Source organism: Sphingomonas fucosidasi (assembly GCF_036663855.1).
GTDB classification, from domain to species: Bacteria; Pseudomonadota; Alphaproteobacteria; order Sphingomonadales; family Sphingomonadaceae; genus Sphingomonas; species Sphingomonas faeni_B.
Map to the genome: position 1 here is coordinate 1 of NZ_JAXOJR010000017.1, position 25776 is coordinate 25776.

Below are 25776 nucleotides of genomic sequence, written 5' to 3' on the forward strand. Positions count from 1 at the left end.
ACAACGTCGTCTATACCCAACGTCTGCAACCGCAGACCGTCGCGGGGTGGAGCAGCCCGGTAGCTCGTCAGGCTCATAACCTGAAGGTCACAGGTTCAAATCCTGTCCCCGCAACCAACAAAAACCCGCAAGTCGAAAGACTTAGCGGGGTTTTTGTCGTATGGGCTCTACGGCTTGCGACAGCGCCGTAAGCACTGCGGAAGCAAGCTGGCGCGTGATTCTGCGAAACTGCGCGAGGCTCGACGTCTGGACGGCACATTTGCAGCCCGACGTCGGCGGCAAAACGATGGACGGCCGGTTTGCGACGACTGCACTTCGCCCGCCGTTGGCGGAGAGTGATGGAGAGCCGCCTGTCCTCTTACGGGAAGCGATCGCTACAGACGCCCGTTTGTTCATGTGGTGCAGATAGGCATCGGGGTGTCGCTGACGCGCGCGCAGCAGATCGTGTCCGGTGCCGATTATGCCGTTGCGCCAGGATGGCACTGGTCGTTCAACGAAGTGCTGATCAACACCCGTTACGAAGCGACCTATCCAGCCACAATGTCGGACGACTAAGACAGCATAACCGGGAACGACCGGCAAAGCGAAACAATGAACCGCGCCGGGTTTGTCGGAGGCTGGCATTCGGGCGGTCATGCGCGCCGAGATCATGTGCCGTCCAGACGATGCGCGCGCCGCGTGCCTTGGCCGTCTTGAGCAGCAGATATTCCTTGAGGACGTCGGCGATCATGGTGGCATGTCCGGCGTCCCATCGCACCAGAAACTCCGGCCAGTGGATATGGATGACGTCGGGCGACTGCGTAGCGACCGCGTGACGGGTATAGGGAATGATCCGCACCGGACGTGTCGCCATGCCCTCGTACAACAGCTTGGTATAGGGATTCTCGCCCGATGTAGCGGAGGCGGCCTGGGCAATGATGCGTAAATCGCGCGACGTCGTCATAGTTGGTGTTTCGCCTCAAAATCGATCGGACGATGCTATTGCATCGGCGAATGGAAGGGAATGCAGCGCGTACGGCGGTTACGAGTGTCTGCAAAAATCGGTAGAGCAGCGCTGAAAACAAAAGGTAATCGTCGTGACAAAGACAGTCGTTCTGCAACTCGGTTCCGTTGTTGCACTGGCCGGGGCAAGCCTGCTCACGACGTCGAGCCCGGCTCAGACGTCGACCAAGCGATTGGCCGCCGACCAGCCGTTCGCCGATACCAGCATATGGAATACACCGCTTGGGCGCGGCGCTGTCTTCCAGTCCGATACCGCGGCCGAGACGGCGATGATCCACAGCGACGATGTCGGCGGGCACAGCGGCTCCTATGCCTGGATCGCAGTCGGCGGCGTCGGTGTCTATCGTGCGAAGAATACCGACCCGCTTGTACGCTGGACGTTCGACCGGCGATCGGCCACCGCGCCCTGGCCGGCGGGCGGGGTGATGTACAACGGGTCGATCGAACTGCGGACGCCGTCCTCGCTGAAGTTTCTGGGCGGCAGCGACGGCCATGCCGTGCTGATCGATCCCACCGGGCAGGTCGCCTACGAGACCTGGATCGGCAAATGGGATGCCGCGAATCGTACGATCCACGCGACCTACCTCGTCCGTGTGGACCTGAAGGGATCTGGCATTGCCAGCGGCGAATCGCGGTCCGAGGGTATTCGCGGGTTCGGCGGTTCGCTGCTCGGCGGGCTGGTGCGGTGCGAGGAACTCAGGCGTGGCGAGATCCCGCACGCCGTTGCGATGGTGTTCAGCACGACGATGTTGCGCAAATCGCCGACGATGGCGGGGCAGAAGGTCTGGCCTGCCAGCATGAGCGACGGCGGCGGCAAGAACAATTATCAGGGTCTGGTGCCCATGGGCGCCCTGATCGGGATCAGGCCCGACGTTGACCTTTCGAAGCTGGGGCTGACGCGTGAGGGCCTTGCCTTGGCAAACGCCTATCGCCGCTTCGGCGGGTATGTGGTCGACGCATCGATCGGGTCCGAAACCCTGGCAGTGACGGAACCCGGGTGTGACAAGCAGGCGACCAGCAACCTGTTTACCGACGTCCGCAAGATCAGAGACAAGCTGGCACGCGTGCTCAACAACAGTGTCGCGACGCCCGGCGGGCCCGGACAACGCGTCGCGGCGACACCGCCGCCGCTAGACACCACGCGCTAGCGGCGGTCGGATAAGGGCGCTTCACAGCAGATAGGTGAGCGCCCCGGTCCATAACGTCACACCGACGAGCATCGCCGCGAGCAGGGACATGGTGCCGCGAGCGGATGGAGCCTCTCGGACCGCGAATTGCTGATGATTCATACCCACTCCCAGATAAGCCGGTGTACCGGTCTCGTTTCCACACTGTCCCAAACGTGGACAGTGTGAGCATAAGTTCACCATCTCGAGCTCGCTGACAAGAGCTTTTTTACAATTCTTTAACCATACCCGATCATAGAAAACCGACGTTGCGGGTCGAGGCATCGTAATTGCTGATATTCGGCAGGACCGTTCCGAGGTCTCCCGCCGGTACGCCGAACCAGGTCGCCATGGTTGCGGCATATTGGTCGACGGACATGGTCGGCAGCAAACGCCCCTGACCGACATCGTTCGATGTGCCGTCGCCGATCTCCGGCGGCGAGCCATAATAGCGCCCGCCCTTGACCGCGCCGCCCATCGTGAAGTGCATCGAGCCCCAGCCATGATCGGCGCCATCGTCGTTCGAGGTCAGCGTGCGGCCGAAATCGGATGCGGTAAACGACGTGACCTTGTCGGCAACGCCCAGCGCGACCGTGGTATCGTAAAAAGCCCGCATCGCGCTGGCGACGTTGCCGATCAACGTCGGATGCGTCGTGGCCAGATTGTCGTGCAGATCGAAGCCGCCGGCCGAGACGAAGAACACCTGTCGTTTCAGCCCGAGTTGCGACGAGACCGAAATCATCCGTGCCACCATCTTCAGTTGGTTGGCGAGATTGTTGTTCGACGGAAACAGCGAGAAATTGCCTGCCGGCGCACCCTGCAAGGCACTTGTGACCTGCGCATAGGCGTCGAGCGAACGGCGCGAGATCGTCGCATGTTCGCTGACCGCCAGATTGCCCGATCCTGCCGTCATGACCTGGCGCAGGGCCTGATTCGCGGCGCTCGATCCGTATAGCGTCGTCGAATTGTTGAGCAGAGGTACCGGCCCACCCGTCCCGATCGCATATTGGATGGCGTTGGCGCCGGTCAGGAAGATCGCGTTGTTGCTGGCATTTATGCATGTCAGCGTCGCCGCCCCATTCCCTGCCTGGATGACGTCGCCCATCCGACCGCCCCAACCCGACGTCGCGGACGGCATGGATGTCTGGAAATAGGTCTGCTGGTCGTTGTGGCTGAACAGCTTTGGGGGAAGCTTGGCCGTATTTTGCAGATATTGCTGCTTGGTGGTCGGCATGACCAGCGTACCCAGGTTGAGCATCACGGCCATCTTGCCCTGATCGAACACCGGCTTCAGCGGTGCCATAGTCGGTGCAAGCGCATATTGCCGACCGCCGCCGACCTTGGGAGCGAGTGCCGTGGCCGCCAGCGCCTCGCGTTGCAGCGCGAGGTTGGGACGCGCGGCGAGATAGGCGGCGTAGCTCGCATCGTCATAGGGAACGAGCGTGTTGGCGTAATCCATGCCGCCATGGAGAAACACGCAAACCAGCGCCTTATAGTCGGTGGCGGTCGCCGCCGCCGCCTCGCCGATGATGCCAAGGCTGTTGGCGAATGGGGCCGCGACGCCGGCAAGCCCCAGCGCACCCGCCCGGCCAAGAAAGGCTCGGCGGGACTGATCATGCTGAAAACAGGACATTATCGGATCACCATGAATTCGGGGGAGGCAAGGGTCAGCACGATGGCGATCCCGACTCGGTTGATCGGGCCATCCGAGGCGGACGTGCTGACGCTGTCGACAGCGCCGCGGATCGTCTGCAGCGTCGTTGCGGACAATTGGCCCGCCGCCAGCAGCAGATTGACCTGGTTGACGAGCGCGGTGGAATCGGCGGCCAGCGCGAGGATCGCGGTGTAATTCGCCTTCGTATCGTCGGCGCCCTCGGCGACCAGCCGATACATGTAGTTGACATAGCCGACCACCGACTGCTCGTTGGTCAGCTGAAACTCGGGCGCGACCAGTCCGGCCTTCGCGATCTGCGACCCGGCAGGCGTGTAGCCGGGCTGGAAGAAGTTGAACACGGTCGGGCTCCGTCCGATGCCCTGGCCGAGCTTCGTGGCGACATCGCTGGTCTCGCCGATGCCCCACTTGCCGCTCGGCGAAGTGACGCCGAACGCGCGCGCCCAAGCTGTCAGCCGCTCGACCGGGGTCCGCAGGCGGCCGCCCGATACGCTGGTCAATGCGGTATCCGAGCGCGCCTCGCTATCCGTCAGTATCGCGCGCAGCACCGCCTTCAAGTCGCCGCGCACGCCCTCACTGTTGTTGGCGAATACGGTCGCCACGCGCAGGACGTAGCCGGGAGAAGGGTTGGACGACACCAGTCGCTGGATGAGTTGCTTGCAGACGAACGGTGGAACGTTGGGATGCGCGAATATCGTGTCGAGCGCCGTTTTGACGGCAGCATCCCCGTCGCCGGACACCGTCGTTCCCAGGAACGACGACGGACCCGTCTCGTGATAGGGCGGATGGATCTTCATCGGCGACGAAAAGCGCGGCGTCGACAGGATATAGGCGGTCGACGTCATGAAGCCCGTGAACACGCGGGCAAGGCCGCTGACGTCGGCATTGGTGTAGGTTTCGATCGGCGCGCCGTTGGCCATCTTGAGCGAGCCGTCCATGTTCAGCTGGTACAAGCCGATGGTGAACAGCTGGATCAGCTCGCGGGCATAGTTTTCATCCGGCTGTCCGCCCCCGTTGGGGGCTGCCTTCCTGCTGTTGAGGAACGTCAGGAAGCTGCCCATCGCGGCGTTGTAGGTGATCTTCTGCAGGATATCGCGAAAGTTGCCAAAAGCATTGTCGAGCAAGATGTCGATATAGGTGCCGTCCGCGAAGGCCTTGAAACTGCAATTGGTCGGGCCGATGCCGAGTACGAGAATGTCCAGCAAAGCGACGCCCATCCGTTGACGCAACTGGTCGGGCTCGGAGATGAGCTGGCGCCAAACGGTGTTGTCGAAGCCGGCTTCGGTCCACGCATTGGCTTCGACGTCGTAACCTCGGCTGACCAGCCAGTCATAGTGCGATATCGCGCGTGGCATCGCGAATTGTTCGTCGAGCCACTTGCTGTAGCCGAGCGACACGACGCGCTCGATCTGTTCCTGGGTCGCGCCCATCGTGGCCTGCGCTAGGAACCGGCTGGCCTGCACCGCGGTGGGTGGCGGTGTGACGACGACGACCGGCGCAGACGGCTGCGTCGTAGCAGGCGCCGTGGCACTGGGAGTCGGTGTCGGCGTCGTCGCAACCGGCGCGGCGCTCGGCGTTCCCTCTCCGCTGGCGCCGCCGCCGCATGCGCTGAGGAATAGCGCACCGGCGGCCGCAGTGGCTGGCGTGAAGGGTAGCGTGCGCGCGACCGGTTGTGGGACCGTATCGGCAACAGCTCCGATTTCGGCATTGGGTCCGGTTTCTAAGCGTGGGACGCTGGACATGATCGAGGTGCTCGCTGACGGGGGCGCCCTCCTCGCTAACCCGGCATGCTTAAAATTAAATTGAAGGCTCTCATATGTTTTGGCGCCAAGAGTGATTTTGTTGCGGCGCATCAAGACTTTAATCTGTACTAACACCGCAATCCGCCGATGCCGTCGAACCCGTCGATTTCTACGCTGGTGTCGACCCAGCCAAATGGGCCTCGATTCTGGAGGGCCTTGGCGGTGCGATCGCTCTATACCCGCGGACGCCGCTGGCTTAAGTCGCTTGCCCAGCCTGGGCGGGGACCGGTTGGCGGGATCTCGGGCTTTGGGCGGTGGCGCTCGCACGGGTTGGACGGCAGCGACAGGAGCGCAATTTCGATGACGTCGACGGATAAGGATGCACCACGGATCGACGAACGCCCGATCGGGCCGGTCATGGTCACCGGGGGCATGCCGGACGATGCGGTAGCCGAGATCCTGGCCGCGCTGGAGCGGGGGCGTCCAACGATGTTCGCCTTCTGCAATGCGCACAGTGTGAACGTTGCACGACGAGACCCTGTGTTCGCGGCTGCGTTGCGCCGAATGACAGTGTTCAACGACGGCATCGGTTTGCAGATCGCCAGTCGCGCAGTGTACGGACGGCGCTTTCCGGCCAATCTGAACGGCACCGATCTGACTCCGCGGCTGCTCGCTGCGGTGCCTGACCGGACGCGCGTCTTCCTGCTCGGCAGTCCGCCGGGAATAGCTGAGCGCGCCGGTCAGATCATTGCCGAACGCTATCCGCAGGTAATCGTGGTGGGCGCCGCCAACGGCTTTTTCACTGCCGGCGAAGCGCCCGCGCTCGCTCAGCGTATCCGAAACAGTGACGCGCACCTCGTTCTCGTCGGCATGGGACAACCGCGGCAGGAGCTGTGGGCGGCCGAATGGACCGAGACGATAGGAGCGGTGACGTGCTGCATCGGCGCGTTCCTTGATTTTACGGCCGGTGTAGTGACTCGCGCGCCGGAATGGGCGCAGCGTTCGGGCATGGAATGGGCGTATCGTCTGGCGCAGGAGCCGCGCCGGCTGGTGCGACGCTACGTGTTGGGCAATCCCAGTTTCCTACTTGCAATGACCGGCGTCGCGATACGCCATCGCCTCGCTGGCAAGCGGGATCGTACGTGACGGGACGACCACTGCCGAGCGGTGCCGCTATCGACTGACCATCGATGGCGACCCGATCGCTGGTCGGCTCGCAGCGTCGCCCTCCGTTTTTGGCGTGCGCCTCCCCCGGCAGACGCCGGCATAGGTTCAAGCGCGCGGACACGAAACCTGGGGTAGGCGAAGATGCGAGAGCCTGAGCTTAGCGCTTGCGGACGAATTCCGCGCGCAGCACCAGTCCCTTGATCCCCTCGTAGCGGCAGTCGATCTCCTGCGCGTCGCCGGTCAACCGGATCGACTTGATCAGCGTGCCGCGCTTCAGGGTCTGGCCTGCGCCCTTCACGGTCAGGTCCTTGATCAACGTCACCTGATCGCCGTCCGCGAGCACGTTGCCGACCGAATCCCGCACCACGACCGCGCCGTCCTCAGCCGCTTCGGTCGTCGCTTCACCGCCTGCAATCCACTCGCCGGTGGCCTCGTCATACACGTATTCGCCGTCGGTCATCGGTCGGTCTCCGGCAGCGCCCAGTCGATCGGGGCGCGCCCATGGGTTTCGAGAAAGGCATTGGCCCGGCTGAACGGCCGCGATCCGAAAAACCCGGTCCGTGCCGCCAGCGGCGACGGGTGCGCCGACTGGATCACCAGATGTCGCCCGCCCTTGCTGACGTCATCGACGAACGCCGCCGTCTTCTGCGCATACGCCCCCCACAGCAGGAACACGACCGGTTTCGGTTGCGCGTTCACCGCCGCGATCACGGCATCGGTAAACCGTTCCCACCCGCGCTTGCTGTGCGACGCCGCCTCGCCCATCCGCACGCTCAGCACCGCGTTGAGCAGCAGCACGCCCTGTGCGGCCCAATGATCGAGCATGCCGTGAGACGCGCGCGGAATGCCGAGATCGGCCTCCAGCTCCTTGTAGATGTTCAGCAGGCTCGGCGGGGTGCGCACTCCCCGGCGCACAGAGAAGCTGAGGCCATGCGCCTGCCCCTCGCCGTGATACGGATCCTGCCCCAGGATCACGACCCGCACCTGATCGAGCGAGGTCAGTTCCAGCGCGCGAAACCGGTCCGTATCCTCGGGAAAGATGCGAGCGCCGGCGACCCGCTCGGCCTCCAGAAACGCGTCGAGGGCGCGCATGTACGGCGCCTCGAACTCGGCCCGCAACGCCTGCCAGCTCGGGGGAAGCTTGTGATCGATCATCCCCGGCGCATGTCGGACGGGGCAGGGGCGTGTCAATCGCACAACCGTCATCCTGCGCTTGACCCAGGATCCAGAGCCTCAAGCGCAACCTGCCTGGCTCTGGATCCCAGCTTTCGCTGGATGACGGAACGCGCAGCCCATCCACCAAAGGCTCGCACAACTTACCCGGCCCCCTTATATGCGCCGCCATGACAGAGATCACCGTCGCCGCGCTGCAACTCGGCTTCACCCCGAACATCGACCGCAACATCGCGAACGTCTCGCGGCTTGTCCACGAGGCCGCAGCGAAGGGCGCGCAGGTCATCCTGCCGCCCGAGCTGTTCGAGGGCGAGTATTTCTGCCGCGTCGAGGACGAGGGGCTGTTCGCCAACGCCGCGCCCGTAGGCGAACACAAGGCGGTGCTCGCGATGCAGGCGCTCGCCGAAGCGCTCAAGGTCACGATCCCGACCAGTTTCTTCGAGGCGGATGGCCCGCACCATTACAACAGCCTCGCGATGATCGGCCCCGACGGCAACGTCCAGGGCGTCTATCGGAAAAGCCACATCCCCGACGGCCCCGGCTACGAGGAGAAATTCTACTTCCGCCCCGGCAACACCGGCTTCAAGGTCTGGCCGCATCCCGCCGGCAAGCTCGGCGTCGGCGTCTGCTGGGACCAATGGTACCCCGAGACCGCCCGCGCGATGATGCTGATGGGCGCCGAAATCCTGTTCTACCCGACCGCGATCGGCAGCGAGCCGCATGACACCAGCCTCGACACCGCCCGGCTCTGGCGCCGCGCGATGGTCGGCCACGCGGTGTCGAACGTCGTCCCCATAGTCGCCGCCAACCGCGTCGGCGTCGAGCACGGCCAGACCTTCTACGGCACCAGCTTCATCGCCGACGAGCGCGGCGACATCCTGGCGGAACTCGGCCGCGAGGACGAAGGGGTGATCACCGCGACGATCGACCTCGACATCGTCAAGCGCCACCGCGCCGCCTTCGGCTTCTTCCGCGATCGCCGCCCGGATCTGTACGGGCGCCTCGTTCAGGACATCTGACGCTCAGACCCAAGCCGACGAGCACGGCGCCGGTTGACGCCGCTACGCCCCCCGTCATCCTGACTTTCGTCAGGATGACGGAGCGGAGAGTTCAAACCGTCTCGCGCAACTCCAGCGCCCGCTTGAACACCGCGTCGAACATTTCTGCGGTCAGCACGCCGGTGTTCACGTTGTAGCGCGAGCAGTGGAAGCTATCGATCAGGATGCGACCGTCGGGCATGACGTGCTCCGCGCCGTGCGCGAACCGTGCCTTAGGCAACCGCCCGCCGAGCATCTTCACCGCCGACTGATGCGCGATATGGCCGAGCGCGACGAACACGCGGGCGGTCGGCACGGCATCCGCCTGCGTCTCCAGGAATGGCCGGCAAGTGCGGATTTCCTCCGGCGTTGGCTTGTTCTCTGGCGGCAGGCATTTCACCGCGTTGAGGATGATCGCACCGTCGAGCGCGACGCCGTCCTCCGCCTTCGCGCCATAGGTGCCGGTCGCCAGCCCGAACCGGCCGAGCGTCTCGAACAGGAACTGTCCGGAATAATCGCCGGTGAACGCGCGGCCGGTGCGGTTCGCGCCGTGCTTGCCGGGCGCGAGGCCGATGATGCCGAGCCACGCGGCGGGATCGCCGAACGCGGGGACGGGCGCGTTCCACCATGTCGGGAACTCGGTCCGCAACTGTTCGCGTAACCCGACAAGGCGGGGGCAGAGCGGGCAGTCATGCGGCGGCTCGGTCTCGGGCAGCGCGGAGACGGGTGCGAAGACCGTCGTGACGTCGACCTCGCCGGTCTCGTCGACGTTTCCGGGAAGCTCGGCGGGGTAAGGTGTGGAATCCATGGGATTGCGCTAGGCGGACCAAATGTCGCCTGCAACCCCGCTCCCGCCGATCGTGCAGGTCGCAACCGTCTACGCGGTCGCACTGGGCTCCAATCGACGCGGTCGCCACGGGAGCCCCGAATGCGAGATCGCGGCCGCTTTGGAGGCGCTCGGCGATATCATCGCCCGATCGCCGACCATCGCCAGCGTGCCGTTAGGGCCCTCGAACCGCCGCTATGCCAATGCCGTCGCGCTGATCGAAACCGCGGAGGACCCGGCGACCCTGCTGGTCCGCCTCAAACGGATCGAACGCGCGTTCGGTCGTCGGCCCGGCCGCCGCTGGGGAAGCCGCGTGATCGATCTCGACATCGTCCTCTGGTCGGGCGGCGCCTGGTCCTCGCCGGGACTCATCGTGCCGCACGCCGCCTTCCGCACCCGCGGCTTCGTACTCGGGCCCCTCGCAGGCCTTGTCCCGAAATGGCGCGATCCGCTGACCGGGAGAACGATACGGCAATTGGCGCAATCGGTTGACCGAAAGCGGCCACGCGATTAGGTGCGCGGTCCACGATGGCGGGGGTCCGTAGCTCAGTTGGTAGAGCAAGCGACTTTTAATCGAGAGGTCCCGGGTTCGAGCCCCGGCGGACCCACCATCGATGGCACGCCGCCTGAGGGCGCGCGACGACGTTTGCCCGCGGTTCTCGCCGGCGCGTCGGTCGCTGCGGTCGGCATCGTTCTCATCCTGCTCGTCGGTCTCGCGGTCGACCATTGGCCGTTCGCATTCGATCGGTCGATCATCCTCGGCCTGCGTGCCTGGGGTGGCCCGTCCTGGCTGCCCAAGGTCGCCGCCGACGTCACCGCGCTCGGCGGCGGCATCGTCCTGACGATCGTCGTCGTCGCCGTCGCGGGTTTGCTGATCGTGCAACGGCTCTGGCTGACCGCATTTGCGATCGTCGCGGCGAGCGTCAGCGGCAACATCATCGTCGAGCTGGTCAAACTGCACGTCGCGCGCCCGCGTCCCGACATCGTCGAGCACCTCGTCACGGTGTCGCACATGAGCTTCCCCAGCGGGCATTCGGCGAACAGCGCGATCGTCTATCTGACGCTCGCCGGCCTCGCCTCTCAAGTGACGAGGGATCGCGCGACGCGGCGCTACATGCTCGTCGTCGCGATTTTGCTGGTCGGCGCGATCGGCTGCAGCCGGGTGTATCTCGGCGTGCACTGGCCGAGCGACGTGCTGGCCGGCTGGAGCTTCGGCACGCTCTGGGCGCTGGCCTGGTGGCTCGCGACCGCCCGGGCTCGCCAGGCGATCGGCGGCGAGCGCCATGCTTTCGGCGCGTCGCCGGCCGACACAGTGTCGTCCTGACCGATCCTCCCCCGCAAGGGGGAGGTGGCGCGAATCGACGGAGGGGGAGGACACGAAACGGCTGCGTCGCCTCCCTCCCCCTCCGTCAGGCTAACGCCTGCCACCTCCCCCTTGCGGGGGAGGATCGGAGATAGTTCTAGCGGCCCTTTTCGGCGAGCGCGCGCTCCCATGCCAGCGCATCGCGGACGATGCCGTCGAGATCGGCGTGGCGCGGCGTCCAGTCGAGCCGTTCCAGGATAGCGCTGTTGTCGGAGATCAGCATCGCCGGATCGCCTGCGCGCCGCCCTTCGAGACGTCGTTCGATCGTCCGGTTGGTGATCTTGTCGACCGCATCGAGCACGTCGAGCACCGAGAAGCCCTTGCCGTAGCCCGCGTTGAGCGTGTGGCTCTTTGCGGGTTCGGCGATCAGCACCTCCAGCGCGGCGACATGCGCGGCGGCGAGGTCGGTGACGTGGATGTAATCGCGTACGCCCGTGCCGTCGGGCGTGTCGAAGTCGGTCCCGTACACGCCGACATGGCCGCGCTTGCCGGTCGCCGCCTCGACCGCGATCTTGATCAGATGCGTCGCGCCGACCGTCGACTGGCCGCTGCGCCCCTGCGGATCGGCGCCGGCGACGTTGAAGTAGCGCAGAGCGGCGTAGTTCATCGGATGCGCCGCGGCGACGTCGCGCAGCATCGCCTCGGTCATCAGCTTCGACATGCCGTACGGGTTGATCGGCACGGTCGGATCGCCCTCCGCGACCGGCACTTTCTCGGGCGTGCCATAGGTCGCGGCAGTCGACGAGAAGATGAAGTGCGGCACGCCCTCGACGACCGCACTCTCGATCAGCGCACGGCTGGCCGCGGTGTTGTTGCGGTAATATTTGAGCGGATCGCTGACCGATTCGGGGACCACGACGGAGCCGGCGAAATGCATGATCGCGCGGACGTTATGCTCGCGGATCGCGGCGCGGACCTTCGCATCGTCGGCGACGTTCGCCTCGACGAGCGCGGCGCGGCGGTCGACCGCCCAGTCGAATCCGGTGACGAGATTGTCGAGCACCACGACGTCGTAGCCTGCGTCGAGCAGCGCCAATACCGCGTGGCTGCCGATGTAACCGGCGCCGCCGGTGACCATAACCTTACCGTCGATCATACGTGTCTCCTCTTTGTTGCGCGGTAGCGGCTTCCTATCTTGGCGGAAAGGAGATCGTGATGACGGATTATGTAACGCTGGCCGGCGGCTGCTTCTGGTGCACCGAGGCTGTGTTCAAGGATGTGATCGGCGTCGAAAGCGCCGAGAGCGGCTATATCGGCGGGCACGTGCCCAACCCGACCTACAAGCAGGTGTGCGGTGGCGACACCGGCCATGCCGAGGCGATCCGGATCGGCTTCGACCCGGAGCAACTGAAGCTCGGCGACTTGCTCGACATCTTTTTCGCGACGCATGACGCGACGACTCTGAACCGGCAGGGCAACGACGTCGGCACGCAATATCGCTCGGCGATGTTCCCGGCGGACGATGCGCAGAAGGCCGAGATGGAAGCAGCGCTGGCACGCGCGCAGGCGGATTCGCCCAAGCCGATCGTTACGACGATCGAGCCGATGGACACGTGGTACGAGGCCGAGGGCTATCACCAGGATTACTGGGAGACGTCGGGCCGCTCGAACCCGTATTGCATGGCGGTGATCCCGCCGAAGTTGCAGAAGCTCCGCAAGAGCTTCGCCGCACGGTCGAAGGCGGCGGTGAGCGCGTAAGGCAGAATGGGTTCACGCGAAGGCGCGAAGGCGCAAAGATGTCGGCCTTAGGTATGTCCGTTCCGGCATATCGAGAGACTTTAACCTCTTCGCGCCTTTGCGCCTTCGCGTGAACTAAATCTTGCCTAACGATGCGCAGCACGGCGAAGACGGTCGTTAATCGCCTCGCCAATACTGTCGAGCGGGATCGGTGCGATCGCTATGCAGCGGCGCACGTTAGCATCGGCGGCATGGAGCAGGTCGAAAAGCTTCGCCGCAGCTTCGACGAGGTTTCCCGAAGCCGACAATGAAACGTCGCCCGCCACATCGCCAAAACCAATCAGCCACTCGTCCGAACCTGCTTCGGTTGCATTTAACCGAAGCAGCTTCTTGGGAGCATAATGGCTCGCAAGCTGCCCCGGCGCAGTGACCAACCCCTCACTCCCCCCCGGCGAAGGCCGGGGCCCAATTGGGGGACGGTCATGATGCGCGTCGCGGTCCGTTACATCCGACGTTCCAATTGGACCCCGGCCTTCGCCGGGGGGGGGCTGTTCGCCGGGGAGGTGTTGGAGGTGGGTTAGGATAGCCTCCGCCGTAACCGGCCCCGGCCGCAGCACCGTCCGCCCCGCAACGATCGTTGACTCCAGCCCAGCCTCGGTAGCCCCGTCGTCGATAATCAACGGCACATTCCCCCCCAAGCTCCCCGCCACATGCGCAGCCGTCGTCGGACTGATCCCCCCGCTCGCATTGGCCGACGGCGCCGCCAATGGCCGGCCAGACGCAGCGATCAACCCCTGCATGGCCCGGTGCCGGGGCACCCGGATCGCGATCGTCGCCAACCCCGCGGTCACCAGCGAAGCGATCCCCGCATCCTCCCGCACCGGCAGCACCAACGTCAGCGGCCCCGGCCAGAACGCCGCCGCCAGCGCGCGCGCCTCCGCATCGAACACCGCAATCCGCTCCGCCGCCGCCAGATCCGCTACATGCACGATCAGCGGGTTGAAACTCGGGCGGCCCTTGGCGGCATAGATCCGCGCCACCGCCTCCGCATTGGTGGCGTCGGCGGCGAGCCCGTACACCGTCTCTGTCGGCACCGCGACGAGTCCCCCGGCGCGAATCAGCGCGGCCGCCTCGGCGATCGCGGCCGTGCCGTAGGGTAAAATTCGAGGGTGTGGACGGGTCATTTTCAAGGCGTATAGCGGGTCCAAACCGTAGCGATAAGAGGATGCGATGGCCTTCACTCCAGCAACCACCGAACAGCGTTTCGTGCTCGATCATGTCGTCCGGATCGGCGAGCTCGCCGCCACCGAACGCTATGCCGCCGCCAGCGACGACGTCGTCGACGCGGTGCTCGAAGGCGTCGGGCAGCTCGCGGCCGGCGAATGGGCACCGCTCAACCGCGCCGGCGACACGGTCGGTGCGAAATGGACCCCGGACGGCGTGGTCATGCCCGACGGCTTCGCGCAGGCTTACAAGGATTATGTCGAGGGCGGCTGGGGCACGATCGGCGTCGAGGAGGAATGGGGCGGGCAGGGCCTCCCCTTCGCGATCCAGACCGCGGTGCTCGACACGCTCGGCTCGGCGAACATGGGCTTCGCGCTCTGCCCGACGCTGACCGTCGGCGCGATCGAGGCATTGCAGCATCATGGCTCCCCCGAGCAGCAGGCGCTATATCTGCCCCATCTCGCGACGGGCGAATGGACCGGGACGATGAACCTCACCGAGCCACAGGCCGGCTCCGACGTCGGCGCCCTCCGTGCGACCGCCACCCCGCTCGGCGACGGCAAGTGGAGCATCAAGGGCACCAAGATCTACATCTCGTTCGGCGATCACGACATGGCGCCGAACATAGTCCACCTCGTCCTCGCGCGGACGCCGGGCGCGCCAGCCGGGACCAAGGGCATCTCGCTGTTCCTTGTCCCCAAATACCGCCTCGAGGAAGACGGCACGCCGGGCAAGTTCAACGACGTCCGCGTCGTCTCGATCGAGCACAAGATGGGGCTCCACGCCTCGCCGACCTGCGTGCTGAGCTTCGGCGACAACGACGACTGCATCGGCGAACTGATCGGCGCGGAGCTCGGCGGTATCCGGGCGATGTTCACGATGATGAACAACGCGCGGTTGAATGTCGGCCTGCAGGGCGTCCAGGTCGCCGAGGGCGCCACTCAGGGCGCGGTCGCCTATGCGCTCGACCGCGTCCAGTCGGCCCGCGCCGGTTCGCCCAACAAGGACTCGGTCAAGATCGTCGAGCATCCCGACGTCCGCCGCATGCTCATGCGGATGAAGGCACAGACCCAGGCGGCGCGCGCACTCGTCTATTACGCGGCGGGGCAGGTCGACCGCGCCAATCTCGGCGACCACGCCGCGCGCAACCGCCTCGAACTCGTCACGCCGCTGGCCAAGGCGCACGGCACCGACATCGGTAACGAAGTCGCGTCGCTCGGCATCCAGGTATACGGCGGCATGGGCTATGTCGAGGAAACCGGCGCCGCGCAGTATTTCCGCGATGCCCGCATCACCCCGATCTACGAGGGCACCAACGGCATCCAGGCGGCGGATCTGGTCGGGCGGAAACTCGGCCTCGACAATGGCGGTGCGTTCGCGGCTTTGATCGCCGACATCCGCGCGGAGGCGAAGGACGAACGGCTCTTGGCGCTGGTCGACGCGTGCGAAGCGATCGGGCGTAAGCTCGCCACCGCGGACGCCGACGACAAGCTCGCCGCCAGCTATCCGTTCCTCACCATGTTGTCGGTCGCAACCTGCGGCTGGCTGATGGAGCGGCAGGGCGGGGTCGCCGGCAGCGACGATTTCGGCCGGATGAAGACCGCGGCGGTGCGCTTCTACCTCGACCAGATCGTCCCCGAAGCGATGGGCCTCGACGCGGCCGCCAATGCGAGCGCGGCGGTGCTCTACTCGATCGAGCCGGAACTCTTCGCGGCCTGAGCTCTTCCCCCACTTGCCCGTCATCCTTACGAAAGTCAGGATCCAGAGCCAAGCATGGCAACGTTTTTGGCTCTGGATCCTGGGTCGAGCCCAGGATGACGGCATCGGAATTCCGGCCTCCTGCCCGATCATGCAAACGCGCCACCCCTCTCGATCCTCCCCCGCAAGGGGGAGGTGGCTGGCGCTTGCCAGACGGAGGGGGAGGTAAGCGAAACCGCTGTTCCGTGTCCTCCCCCTCCGTCGCCTTCGGCGCCACCTCCCCCTGACGGGGGAGGATCAGGTGTGCGCTGTCTCGCCGGCTCCACACCAGCTACTCGACGGCCCCGCGCAACGAACGGTAAAGGGGGAGCCGAAATCCGTGAAAGCCCGACCGATGTTCGATCTCGACGCCTATCTCACCCGTGTCGCCATGCCCGCGCGACCGACGCTCGATTCGATCGGCCTCGGCCGGCTGCAACATGCGCACCGACTCGCGATTCCGTTCGAGGATCTCGACGTCGTCCTCGGTCGCGGCCTCGCGATCGACGGCGCGTCGGTCTTCGCGAAACTCGTGACCGCGCGCCGCGGCGGCTATTGTTTCGAGCATAACCGCCTGTTCCTCGACGCGCTGGCCGCACTCGGCTTCACCGCGCGCCCGCTCCTCGCGCGTGTCTGGTATGCCGCGACCGACCTGCCGCCGCCGCTCACCCACACCTTTGCGCTGGTGACGATCGACGGGCAGGACTGGATCGCCGACACCGGCTTCGGCGGCAGCTACACGCCCGTCCTCCCGCTCGCGGACGGTGCCGCCGCGACCGCGCCCGACGGCGCACGCTTCCGCCTCGACGCCACCGAAAACGGCTGGATGCTGCTTCGCGACGGCGATCCGATGACGACCGACGGGCGCGGGGCAGGCGAGGGGTTCCAGCCGCAATACAGCTTCACGCTCGCGCAAGCCTTCGACGCCGATCTCGCAATGTCGAACCACTGGACCTCGACCGCGCCCGCCAGTCGCTTCACCCACACCCCGATCGCCAGCATCGTCCTGCCAAACGGGTTCGCGTCGCTGATCGGGCGAAATTACCGGCGGCGCTCGGGGACCGACACCAGCGTCGGCGAGATCACCGATCCACGCGTGTACCGCATCCGCATGAGCCTGTTGTTCGGGATCGACCTGAGCGTCGAGGATGTCGCCGCGCTGGGGATTTTTTAAGGCCTGGGTAAGGCTCTGGGGTCCCAAGCCCCGAGCCCCGAGCCCTAAGCCCCAAGCATGAAGTCCCCCACTCCCGTTCGTGCCGAGTAGCGACCGAGTAGCTGCGTCAGCAGCGTATCGAGGGCGCGTATCGAAGCACGGGTTCCGCGCGCCAACCTGTCCTTCGATGCGTCCTCTCAATACGCCGCTTCGCGCCTACTCGATGACTACTCAGGACGAACGGAAGGGGGCAGGACGTAGGACGGAACGAGGGAATGCAGAACGAATGACGGGAGGGGTTTCAGGCCCGCTCACGCTCCAGCAGATCATGCGCATCCAGGCCCAGCAAGTCGATATGCCCCAGGATCCGCGGCCACTGCGTCGTCACGAAATTCTCGCGCTCGGCCACCCGCAACGCTTCCGCAGCGCCAGGCATCACGAACATCCCGACGCCGCGGCGGACCTCGACATAGCCGTCGTCCTGGAAGCTTTGATACGCCTTTGCCACCGTCAGCGGATTGGCGCCCTGCTCGGCCGCGAACGCACGCACCGACGGCAACTGGTCGCCGGCGCGATAGTCGCCACGAAGGATCCCCGCGGCGATCGTGCTGCGGAGTCTGATATATACGGGGCTGTCGTCGCTGCTGAGCGCTGTCATGCTGTTCTAATACAGCAATTAGGCGATTAGTCGAGTCTCACGATCCCCAGTGCGAGACCAGGCGTGCCATATCGGGGCGGGGGCGTTCGTCGAGCGCGCGCGACGGCGTGCCGATGAACATGAACCCGGCGATCCGCTCCGCCGCCGTGCCGAACGCATCGCGAACCGCGTCGGAATAAGCCGCCCAGCCGGTCAGCCAGCCGGCCGCAAAGCCTTCCGCATGGACCGCATGGAGCAGGTTCATGCATGCCGCACCCGCCGACAATTCCTGCTCCCATACCGGGATCTTGCTCTCCTTGGGCGACGACAGGACCACCACCAGGGTCGGCGCCTGATGCGCGAACTGGTCGAGCGATTCGCGCTCCAGCCGCGACGCATCTGGCCGCTCGGCAAGATAGGCGTCGGTAATCAGCCTCGACAGCGCCGCGCGCCGCTCGTCACCGACCACCACGAACCGCCATGGCGCCAGCTTGCCGTGATCGGGCGTCCGCGCCGCGATCTCCAGAATCGTCGCGAGTTGATAGGAATCCGGGCCGGGGGCGATTAGGTCGCGCGGCTTGCCTGAGCGACGGGTGGCGAGCAGCGAGAGTGGCGTCGAGCGATCATTGAGCATGGTCCGGCAGATAGGCTTTGGCGTCTGATATTTACAGTCCGGGCTTTGTCGTTAAGTTGCGCGCGCATAACGGCTCCGCGTTCGACGGCGGCCAGGACGAGTTTCAGGGAGCGTAAGAATGGTGGACACCCCGACCGCGGATACCCCGCGAGAGCCGGATATCACCCATATCAACCCGGCGGCCGGCGAAACCTGGTTCGGGCACCCCCGCCAGCTCGCCCGCATGTTCACCACCGAGATGTGGGAGCGGTTCGGCTATTACGGCATGCGCGCGCTGCTCACGCTGTATCTCACCAAGCATTTCGTGTTCGGCGACCGCGAGGCGACCGGGCTTTACGGCGGCTATACCGCTCTGGTGTACCTGACGCCGCTGATCGGCGGGTATCTGGCGGACCAGTATCTCGGCTCGAAGCGCGCGGTGAAGTTCGGCGCGATCATCATGGCGCTCGGCTATCTGCTGCTCTGCTTCGGTGGCGAGACCGCCAAGCCGTACGCGACGATCGCCAACCAGCGGTACGCGATCGAAGTCGTCGAACAGGCGGACAGCGAAGTCCGCTATCTGGTCGACGGCGCGAACAAGCTGAAGATCAAGGGCAATGACGACGGCACCGTCTCGCTGCTCGCACCCGACGGCTCGACCGCGCGCACGGTCGAAAAGGGCGGCTTCGAATCGGGTGCCGAGCGCAACAGCTTCTACGTCACGATCATGCTGCTCGCGCTCTGCATGATCTCGGTCGGCAACGGCTTCTTCAAGCCCAACATCTCGACGATGGTCGGCGAGCTCTACGCGCAGGGCGACAAACGCCGCGATGCCGGGTTCACGATCTTCTACATGGGGATCAACCTGGGCTCGCTGTTCTCGCAGCTTCTCTGCCCGTTCCTCGCGGTCGCGTTCGGCTGGTGGGCGGGCTTCGGGCTCGCCGCGATCGGTATGCTGTTCTCGTGGACGCTGATCCAGTTCGATGGCGGCAAGCTCGACGGCTATGGCGAGCCGCCGGTCCGCACCGGTCCCGATCGCGCGCTCGGCATCTATGCGCTCGCGCTGCTCGGTATCCCGATCTTCTACCTGCTGTTCGTCAACCTGATGAACGCCGAGCCGCCGGTGCCGGGGTCGGGGATCATCGGCTACATCGTCTCGCTGTCGCTGATGGGCAAATTGCTGTTCGGCACGTTCCTGATCGCGGTGCCCGGCATCCTGATCTGGTCGTTCGTCAACGGCGAGCGTCGCGAATTCCAGATGATGCTCGCGGCGATGGTGCTGATCGTGTTCAACGTCGTCTTCTGGACGCTGTTCGAGCAGGCCGGCTCGTCGCTGACGCTGTTCGCGGATCGCAACACCGATCTCAGCATCTTCGGACTGTTCAGCATCTCGGCCGGCCAGACGCAGTTCTTCAACGCATTCTTCATCGTCGCGCTGGCGCCGGTGATGTCGATCCTGTGGACCAAGCTCGCCGCCAAGGGCATCGAGCCGTCGATCCCGGTCAAGTTCGGCATCGCGCTGATCGGCGTCGGCGTGGGCTTCCTGTTCCTGGTCTGGGGCGCAAGCATGGTCGGGCCGACGTTCAAGGTCGCCATCTGGTGGCTGGCAGGCCTGTATTTCATCCACTCGTTCGCCGAACTCTGCATCTCGCCGGTCGGCCTCAGCATGATCACCAAGCTGTCGATCGCGCGTGTCGTCGGGCTGATGATGGGCGTCTGGTTCCTGTCGATCTCGGTCGCACAGTACGTCGCGGGCGTCGTGGCGCAGGTGGCGAGCGTCGAGACGGTCGGCGGCCAGGTGACCAATCTCAAGGTCAGCCTGGATACTTATGCCGGCGTGTTCTGGACCATCGGGCTGGTCTCGGCCGGGATCGGCGTGCTGTTGCTGCTGATCTCGCCCCTGATCAGGAAGTGGATGCACGGGGTTCAGTGAGACTTCGTAGATCCTCCCCCGTCAGGGGGAGGTGGCTGGCGCTTGCCAGACGGAGGGGGAGGAAAGGGAAACCTTACGTTCCGTGTCCTCCCCCTCCGTCACCTTCGGCGACACCTCCCCCTGGCGGGGGAGGATCGATGCATCGATTTAGAGCCGCGTCATCGACAGGGCCTTCTCGCCGTAGCGCGGTCCGGCCGTCCCACCCCGCGGCGCCGCCGCATCCAGCTTCGCCAGATCGTCCGCCGACAGCGTCACGTCCGCCGCCTTCATGCTGTCTTCCAGCGTAACCCGACGCTTCGACCCCGGAATCGGCACGATGTCGTCGCCCTGCGCCAGCAGCCACGCGAGCGCGACCTGCGCAGGCGACGCCCCATGCATGTCGGCGATAGACTTCACCACCGCGACCATCTCCATGTTCTTGGCGAAGTTCTGCTCCGAATAGCGAGGGTCGTTGCGGCGGTAATCACCCTCGGGCAGGTCCGACCGCGCAGTGATCTGCCCCGTCAGGAACCCGCGACCCAGTGGCGAATACGGCACGAAGCCGATCCCGAGTTCGCGACACAGCGGCAGGATCTCGTCCTCCACATCGCGCTCCCACAACGAATATTCGCTCTGCAACGCCGCGATCGGATGCGTCGCCGCCGCGCGACGAATGGTATCGAGCCCGGCTTCCGACAGCCCCAGATGTCGCACCTTGCCCTCGCGAACGAGGTCCGCCATCGCGCCGACGGTATCCTCGATCGGCACGCCCGGGTCGACGCGGTGCTGGTACAGCAGGTCGATCGTCTCGACGCCGAGCCGCTTCAACGATCCCTCGCACGCACGCCGCACATTGGCGGGCGTCGAGTCCACCCCGGTCATGCCGTTCTCGTCGTAGCGAAAGCCGAACTTGGTCGCGATCACGACGCCGTCGCGCTTGCCCCGGATCGCCTTGCCGAGCAGTTCCTCGTTGACCAGCGGGCCATAGATCTCGGCGGTATCGAACAGCGTCACGCCGAGTTCGATCGCGCGGTGGATCGTGGCGATGCTCTCTTGCGGCTCCGCTTCGCCGTACATGCCCTTGCCGATCCCGGCCATCGGCATGCAGCCTAGTCCAAGCGCGGAAACCTCGAAATCAGGGCCGAGCGTGCGATATTTCATGGGGAATCTCCTGCGAGGCGTCCGGGCTGACCCCCGTTCTGGCAGACACGGAGATGGTGACGGCGGTGTCCATAGTCACGTTGCCGACGGTGCGAAACAGGTCGGGCACAGTCTCCACCGCGATGAGCAGCCCCAAAGCCTCGATCGGCACCCCCATCGCCAGCGAAACCGGCGCGACCGAGGCGACGAAACTGATCGTTCCCGGCAGCGACACCGAACTCATCGTCGTGATCGCCGCGGTCGCAACACCCGCGGCGAGTTGCGCCGGACCGATCGGCACGCCCAGCCAGTGCGCGACGTACAGCGCGACCGCGAGGTTCATCGCCGGGCTGGTCGCGCGGAAGATCGCGACCGCCAGTGGTAGCACGATGCCCGCAGTGGCAGGCGACGCACCGAGATCGACCGAGCCCTTGAGCATCGCCGGCAGCGACGCGAGCGAGGACTGCGTGCTGATCGCCACCGCCTGCGCCGGCGCGACCGCCCGTGCGAACCGCCCCAGCGACACGCGCCCGCCGATCATCCCGACCGGATAGGCCGCGAGCAGGACGAGGAAGCCGATCGCCGAGACGCAGACGATATAATGGAGCAACGCCCCGAACGCCGCCGTCCCGGTCCGCGCACCGACACCGTACGCGAGTGCGAAGATCCCGATTGGTGCGAGCTTCAGCACCCAGCCGATCAGCACCAGTAGCGCATCGACCACCGCCTGGAAGAACCCCGTCAGGATCGCGCGCTGCGCCGCTGGCAGCCGCGTGATCGCGAACGCGAACGCCAGCGCGAACACCGTCAGCGACAGGAACGAATCGCTCGCTGCCGCCGCGACGATGTTGGTCGGCACGATCCCATCGAAGAATGCGCCGATCCCCGGCACCGTGCCGATCGGCGCCGCCGTCGTCAGCGCCGCGCGCAACGCGGTGCTGAGAGTCTCTGGCAGCGGGAACAGGTCGAGTAGCACCGGCATGACGAACGCCGACATGATCGTCGTGCTCCACAGGATGACGACGATCATCAGGATCGCACGGCCGGTGATCCGTCCGGCCCGCGCCGCCTCTGCCGTCGCGCCGATGCCGGTCACGAGCAGCCCGACGATCAACGGCACGATCACCATCTGCAACCCGTGCAGCCATGCCGAACCGATCGGCTGCGTCACCGCCGTCACCGCCAGCGCGTTCGCCGGCGACCAGGCCGCTGCGGCGATGCCGATCGCGATACCGCCGACCAAGGCTGTAAGAATCCGTGTAGCCTGCGACATGCTCGCCCTTCGCGTTCCACCGCGCTATCAACGGCTTCAGGACTGGATACCGGACGGAAAGCGGAACGAATGGCAAGGAAATATTTCGGCACCGATGGCATTCGTGGTGCCACCAACACGTCGCCGATGACCGCGGCGATGGCGATGAAGGTCGGCATGGCGGCGGGCGCCTATTTCCTGCGCGGCGATCACCGCCACCGCGTCGTGATCGGCAAGGACACGCGACTGTCGGGCTATATGCTCGAATCGGCGTTGGTCGCGGGCTTCACCAGTGTCGGCATGGACGTGGTGATGGTCGGGCCGATGCCGACGCCTGCGGTGGCGATGCTCACCCAGTCGATGCGCGCCGATATCGGCGTGATGATCTCCGCCAGCCATAATCCATACGCGGACAACGGCATCAAGCTGTTCGGCCCCGACGGCTACAAGCTGTCCGACGAAGCCGAGGCGGCGATCGAGGCGTTGATCGACGGCGACATCCCGCTCGTCCCCTCCGACCAGATCGGCCGCGCGCGTCGGATCGACGACGCACAAGGTCGATACATCCATTTCGCGAAGTCTACCTTCCCCGAGAATCTGCGCCTCGACGGCATGAGGATCGTGCTCGATTGCGCGAACGGTGCCGCCTACAAGGTTGCACCCTCGGCGCTGTGGGAACTCGGCGCGGATGTGGTCGCGATCGGCGTGACGCCCAACGGCACCAACATCAACGACGGCGTCGGCTCGACCGCACCGCAGGCGCTTGCCGAGGCCGTAGTCGCGAACGGCGCGGACATCGGCATCGCGCTCGACGGCGACGCGGACCGGCTCATCGTGGTCGACGAGACCGGCACCATCGTCGATGGCGACCAGCTCATGGCGACGATCGCGGCCAGCTGGGCGCGGCAAGGGCGCCTAGCGGGGGGCGGGCTGGTCGCGACGGTGATGTCCAACCTCGGCCTCGAACGCCATCTCGCCGCGCAGGGCCTGGGCCTCGTCCGCACCGCGGTCGGCGATCGCCACGTGCTCGAGAAGATGCGGTCGAGCGGCTATAATGTCGGCGGCGAGCAATCGGGTCACATCATCCTCAGTGACTATGCGACGACCGGCGACGGGCTCGTTGCAGGATTGCAGATTCTCGCCGAGGTGAAGCGCTCGGGGGCACCGGCGAGCGAAGTGCTCCACCGGTTCGAGCCGCTGCCGCAGTTGTTGAAAAACGTGCGGTTCGCGGGAGGCAAGCCGCTCGACCACGACGCGGTCAAGGCGGTGATCGCCGAGGCCGAGGCCGAACTCGCCGGCAAGGGGCGGCTCGTCATCCGTCCGTCGGGCACCGAACCGGTGATCCGCGTGATGGCCGAAGGCGACGATCTCGGCCAGGTCGAGCGCGTGGTCGACCGGATCTGCGACGCGGTGCGGCAGGCGGCCGCCTGATGCTCGAGATGCGTCCCATTTGCGAACGCTGCGCGACCGAGCTTCCCGCGGCTGCACCGGGCGCGTTCATCTGCTCGTTCGAATGCACGTTTTGCGCGGAGTGTGCGGATGCGCTCGACGAGCGTTGCCCGAATTGCGGCGGGGAGCTGTTGGACCGGCCGACACGGCTGGGCGAAGCGCCGCCACAAAAGCCGGCAGCGGGCAGGCGGCACTAGCGGAGATCGACGCGGTGTCTTCGATCCTGCCCCGCCAGGGGGAGGTGGCAGGCGTAGCCTGACGGAGGGGGAGGACACGGAACAGAGGTTTTCCTTTCCTCCCCCCTCCGTCTGGCAAGCGCCAGCCACCTCCCCCTGGCGGGGGAGGATCAGTGAGTGTCGATCGGCTTGGTTCGAACACTGTCCCACACACCAGCGATTATGCCATAGCGATTGCGATGACTGCCAGAATTCTCATCATCGCCGGTTCGGACTCAGGCGGCGGCGCCGGCATCCAGGCGGATATCAAGACCGTGACGATGCTCGGCGGCCACGCGATGACCGCCGTCACCGCGATCACCGCGCAGAACACGCTCGGCGTGCAGGCGGTCCACCAGATCCCGACCGACATGGTCCTCGCGCAGATCGACTCCGTCGTATCGGACATCGGCGTGGACGCAGTAAAGATCGGCATGATCGGCTCGGCGGACACCGCCACTGCCGTAGCCGACCGGCTGGAAACGTTCGATGTACCCATAGTCTTCGATCCCGTGATGATCGCAACAAGCGGTGCGGTTCTCGCCGATCCCGACACGATCGAGGCGTTCGAGCGGTTGATGGCCGTAGCGTCGCTCGTCACGCCGAATTTACCGGAGCTAGCAGCGCTGGGCGGTGCGGACGTGATCCTGAAATTCGGTTGTCATCTGTTGGTCAAAGGCGGTCACGGTGAAGGTCGATATATTACCGACAGGCTGTTCTCGCCGAGGGGATTGGTCCGAGAATTGACCGGCAAGCGGATCGATACGACCAGCACGCACGGCACGGGTTGTACGCTCGCCAGCGCATTGGCCTGCGGATTAGGGGCAGGGTTGCCGATCGAAAAGGCATTCGAACGCGCTGCATCGTTCGTCCGCATTGCCTTGATCGAAGCGCCGGGTCTCGGGCAAGGGCACGGTCCGATGGGTCAGCAGTTCGTGACCGGTTTTCAAACTCAAGACGATGAAGACCGCTGATGCCCGGCATGAAACACGAAAAGCTCTGCGTCGGCCCCGTCGCCGGCGTCGATGAAGCCGGCCGCGGTCCGCTCGCCGGGCCGGTCGTGGCCGCCGCCGTGATTCTCCCGCCCAAAGGCGTCCCCCGTGGCATCGACGACTCCAAAAAGCTCTCCGCCTCGACACGCGAACGGCTCTGCGCGCGCCTCAAGGGCTGCGCGATCGTCGGCATCGGTATCGTCGAACCCGAAGAGATCGACACGCTCAATATCTACTGGGCGACGATGAAGGCGATGACCCTCGCGGTCGATGCGCTCGCCACCGAACTCGGCCACGCGCCCGGCCATGTCCTGGTCGACGGCAACCGCCTGCCGCGCTGGACCTACCCCGCCACGCCCCTCGTCGGCGGCGACGCGAAATCTCTGTCGATCGCCGCCGCATCGATCGTCGCAAAGCATACCCGCGACCTGATCATGATCGCCGCCGCCGACCGGCATCCCGAATATAACTGGCATTCGAACAAGGGTTACGGCTGCGCGCACCACATGAAGGCGCTCCGCGATCACGGCCCCACGCCGATTCACCGCCGCAGTTTCGCGCCGGTCGCCGCCGCCTATCTCGCCCGCGAGGGACTTTTCGCAAAGGAAACGACGAGCTGAGTCTTTC

The 25776-nt window shown here is 65.5% G+C and carries 25 protein-coding genes and 2 tRNA genes; 15 read left to right on the forward strand and 12 right to left on the reverse strand.

All coding sequences use genetic code 11. The features are described 5' to 3' along the window. The first annotated feature begins 40 nt into the window (after window positions 1-40). Window positions 41-117, forward strand: a tRNA-Met gene (locus U1737_RS20110). A gap of 388 nt (window positions 118-505) precedes the next feature. Here the strand turns inward: U1737_RS20110 and U1737_RS20115 are convergent. After that, on the reverse strand, window positions 506-943 hold the full coding sequence (locus tag U1737_RS20115; protein WP_332798028.1) for a hypothetical protein: 438 nt from the start codon (window positions 941-943) through the stop codon (window positions 506-508). 133 nt (window positions 944-1076) lie between these two features. On the opposite strand from U1737_RS20115, the gene U1737_RS20120 reads away from it, so the two are divergent. Beyond that, window positions 1077-2150 (forward strand): hypothetical protein, encoded by a 1074-nt coding sequence (locus U1737_RS20120; RefSeq protein WP_248524898.1) that lies wholly within the window; start codon window positions 1077-1079, stop codon window positions 2148-2150. Window positions 2151-2421: 271 nt separating this feature from the next. Here the strand turns inward: U1737_RS20120 and U1737_RS20125 are convergent, their stop codons facing one another. Then, window positions 2422-3801, reverse strand: coding sequence for a DUF1501 domain-containing protein (locus U1737_RS20125; RefSeq protein ID WP_332798029.1), 1380 nt, complete (start codon window positions 3799-3801; stop codon window positions 2422-2424). Then, window positions 3801-5582 carry a DUF1800 domain-containing protein gene (locus U1737_RS20130; protein WP_332798030.1) on the reverse strand — a complete coding sequence of 594 codons (1782 nt, stop codon included), beginning with the start codon at window positions 5580-5582 and terminating at the stop codon, window positions 3801-3803. The genes U1737_RS20125 and U1737_RS20130 overlap by 1 nt, the downstream gene beginning before the upstream one ends. A 360-nt stretch (window positions 5583-5942) precedes the next feature. On the opposite strand from U1737_RS20130, the gene U1737_RS20135 reads away from it, so the two are divergent. Next, the gene (locus tag U1737_RS20135; RefSeq protein WP_332798031.1) at window positions 5943-6728 is read left to right on the forward strand and encodes a WecB/TagA/CpsF family glycosyltransferase; all 786 of its coding nucleotides are present in this window, start codon (window positions 5943-5945) and stop codon (window positions 6726-6728) included. A gap of 178 nt (window positions 6729-6906) precedes the next feature. Here the strand turns inward: U1737_RS20135 and U1737_RS20140 are convergent, their stop codons facing one another. Next, the gene (locus U1737_RS20140) at window positions 6907-7209 is read right to left on the reverse strand and encodes an alkylphosphonate utilization protein (RefSeq protein ID WP_332798032.1); all 303 of its coding nucleotides are present in this window, start codon (window positions 7207-7209) and stop codon (window positions 6907-6909) included. After that, the gene (gene ung, locus U1737_RS20145; protein ID WP_332798033.1) at window positions 7206-7904 is read right to left on the reverse strand and encodes a uracil-DNA glycosylase; all 699 of its coding nucleotides are present in this window, start codon (window positions 7902-7904) and stop codon (window positions 7206-7208) included. Before ung ends, U1737_RS20140 begins: the two co-directional genes overlap by 4 nt. Window positions 7905-8092: 188 nt before the next feature. On the opposite strand from ung, the gene aguB reads away from it, so the two are divergent. Continuing rightward, window positions 8093-8941: an N-carbamoylputrescine amidase gene (gene aguB / locus U1737_RS20150; protein ID WP_248524904.1), complete on the forward strand. Its 849-nt coding sequence runs from the start codon at window positions 8093-8095 to the stop codon at window positions 8939-8941. A 91-nt stretch (window positions 8942-9032) separates the two neighbouring features. Here the strand turns inward: aguB and U1737_RS20155 are convergent, their stop codons facing one another. After that, window positions 9033-9767, reverse strand: coding sequence for a uracil-DNA glycosylase (locus U1737_RS20155; protein WP_332798034.1), 735 nt, complete (start codon window positions 9765-9767; stop codon window positions 9033-9035). Window positions 9768-9789: 22 nt separating this feature from the next. Here U1737_RS20155 and folK point away from each other — a divergent pair, with 22 nt between their 5' ends. The 3 genes from folK to U1737_RS20170 all read left to right on the forward strand — a co-directional run bounded on the left by folK (window position 9790) and on the right by U1737_RS20170 (window position 11109). Further along, window positions 9790-10299, forward strand: a complete 510-nt coding sequence (gene folK / locus U1737_RS20160; RefSeq protein ID WP_332798035.1) for a 2-amino-4-hydroxy-6-hydroxymethyldihydropteridine diphosphokinase — start codon at window positions 9790-9792, stop codon at window positions 10297-10299. A 21-nt stretch (window positions 10300-10320) separates the two neighbouring features. Then, a tRNA-Lys gene (locus U1737_RS20165) sits at window positions 10321-10396 on the forward strand. A 35-nt stretch (window positions 10397-10431) separates the two neighbouring features. Then, complete coding sequence (locus U1737_RS20170) at window positions 10432-11109, forward strand: phosphatase PAP2 family protein (RefSeq protein WP_248524909.1); 678 nt, start codon at window positions 10432-10434, stop codon at window positions 11107-11109. Between the two features lie 136 nt (window positions 11110-11245). Here the strand turns inward: U1737_RS20170 and galE are convergent, their stop codons facing one another. Then, window positions 11246-12244, reverse strand: coding sequence for a UDP-glucose 4-epimerase GalE (galE, locus tag U1737_RS20175; RefSeq protein WP_248524911.1), 999 nt, complete (start codon window positions 12242-12244; stop codon window positions 11246-11248). 59 nt (window positions 12245-12303) lie between these two features. Here galE and msrA point away from each other — a divergent pair, with 59 nt between their 5' ends. Further along, on the forward strand, window positions 12304-12846 hold the full coding sequence (msrA, locus tag U1737_RS20180) for a peptide-methionine (S)-S-oxide reductase MsrA (RefSeq protein WP_248524913.1): 543 nt from the start codon (window positions 12304-12306) through the stop codon (window positions 12844-12846). A gap of 125 nt (window positions 12847-12971) precedes the next feature. Here the strand turns inward: msrA and U1737_RS20185 are convergent, their stop codons facing one another. Next, window positions 12972-14009: an L-threonylcarbamoyladenylate synthase gene (locus tag U1737_RS20185; RefSeq protein WP_248524915.1), complete on the reverse strand. Its 1038-nt coding sequence runs from the start codon at window positions 14007-14009 to the stop codon at window positions 12972-12974. Between the two features lie 46 nt (window positions 14010-14055). On the opposite strand from U1737_RS20185, the gene U1737_RS20190 reads away from it, so the two are divergent. Both U1737_RS20190 and U1737_RS20195 read left to right on the forward strand, forming a co-directional pair. Next, on the forward strand, window positions 14056-15768 hold the full coding sequence (locus U1737_RS20190) for an acyl-CoA dehydrogenase family protein (RefSeq protein WP_248524917.1): 1713 nt from the start codon (window positions 14056-14058) through the stop codon (window positions 15766-15768). 373 nt (window positions 15769-16141) lie between these two features. Then, entirely contained in the window at window positions 16142-16960 is an 819-nt protein-coding gene (locus tag U1737_RS20195; protein WP_332798036.1) for an arylamine N-acetyltransferase family protein, read from the forward strand. A gap of 280 nt (window positions 16961-17240) precedes the next feature. Here U1737_RS20195 and U1737_RS20200 read toward each other — a convergent pair whose 3' ends face one another. Together U1737_RS20200 and U1737_RS20205 are read right to left on the reverse strand one after the other, a co-directional pair. After that, window positions 17241-17597, reverse strand: coding sequence for a GntR family transcriptional regulator (locus tag U1737_RS20200; RefSeq protein WP_056053547.1), 357 nt, complete (start codon window positions 17595-17597; stop codon window positions 17241-17243). Window positions 17598-17634: 37 nt separating this feature from the next. Then, window positions 17635-18210, reverse strand: coding sequence for a nitroreductase family protein (locus tag U1737_RS20205; protein ID WP_332798037.1), 576 nt, complete (start codon window positions 18208-18210; stop codon window positions 17635-17637). A gap of 118 nt (window positions 18211-18328) precedes the next feature. On the opposite strand from U1737_RS20205, the gene U1737_RS20210 reads away from it, so the two are divergent. Next, window positions 18329-20122 carry a peptide MFS transporter gene (locus U1737_RS20210; RefSeq protein WP_248524920.1) on the forward strand — a complete coding sequence of 598 codons (1794 nt, stop codon included), beginning with the start codon at window positions 18329-18331 and terminating at the stop codon, window positions 20120-20122. 147 nt (window positions 20123-20269) lie between these two features. Here U1737_RS20210 and U1737_RS20215 read toward each other — a convergent pair whose 3' ends face one another. Together U1737_RS20215 and U1737_RS20220 are read right to left on the reverse strand one after the other, a co-directional pair. Next, window positions 20270-21262: an aldo/keto reductase gene (locus tag U1737_RS20215; RefSeq protein WP_248524921.1), complete on the reverse strand. Its 993-nt coding sequence runs from the start codon at window positions 21260-21262 to the stop codon at window positions 20270-20272. Next, window positions 21237-22514: a dicarboxylate/amino acid:cation symporter gene (locus U1737_RS20220; RefSeq protein ID WP_332798038.1), complete on the reverse strand. Its 1278-nt coding sequence runs from the start codon at window positions 22512-22514 to the stop codon at window positions 21237-21239. The genes U1737_RS20215 and U1737_RS20220 overlap by 26 nt, the downstream gene beginning before the upstream one ends. A 69-nt stretch (window positions 22515-22583) precedes the next feature. Between U1737_RS20220 and glmM the strand changes: the two genes are divergently transcribed. From glmM to rnhB, 4 genes are all read left to right on the forward strand, one after another. Continuing rightward, the gene (gene glmM, locus U1737_RS20225; RefSeq protein ID WP_332798039.1) at window positions 22584-23924 is read left to right on the forward strand and encodes a phosphoglucosamine mutase; all 1341 of its coding nucleotides are present in this window, start codon (window positions 22584-22586) and stop codon (window positions 23922-23924) included. Further along, complete coding sequence (locus tag U1737_RS20230) at window positions 23924-24139, forward strand: DUF1272 domain-containing protein (RefSeq protein WP_332798040.1); 216 nt, start codon at window positions 23924-23926, stop codon at window positions 24137-24139. The genes glmM and U1737_RS20230 overlap by 1 nt, the downstream gene beginning before the upstream one ends. Window positions 24140-24357: 218 nt before the next feature. Beyond that, on the forward strand, window positions 24358-25131 hold the full coding sequence (gene thiD, locus U1737_RS20235; protein ID WP_332798041.1) for a bifunctional hydroxymethylpyrimidine kinase/phosphomethylpyrimidine kinase: 774 nt from the start codon (window positions 24358-24360) through the stop codon (window positions 25129-25131). Then, window positions 25131-25769 (forward strand): ribonuclease HII, encoded by a 639-nt coding sequence (rnhB, locus tag U1737_RS20240; RefSeq protein ID WP_332798042.1) that lies wholly within the window; start codon window positions 25131-25133, stop codon window positions 25767-25769. The genes thiD and rnhB overlap by 1 nt, the downstream gene beginning before the upstream one ends. Window positions 25770-25776: the final 7 nt, after the last annotated feature.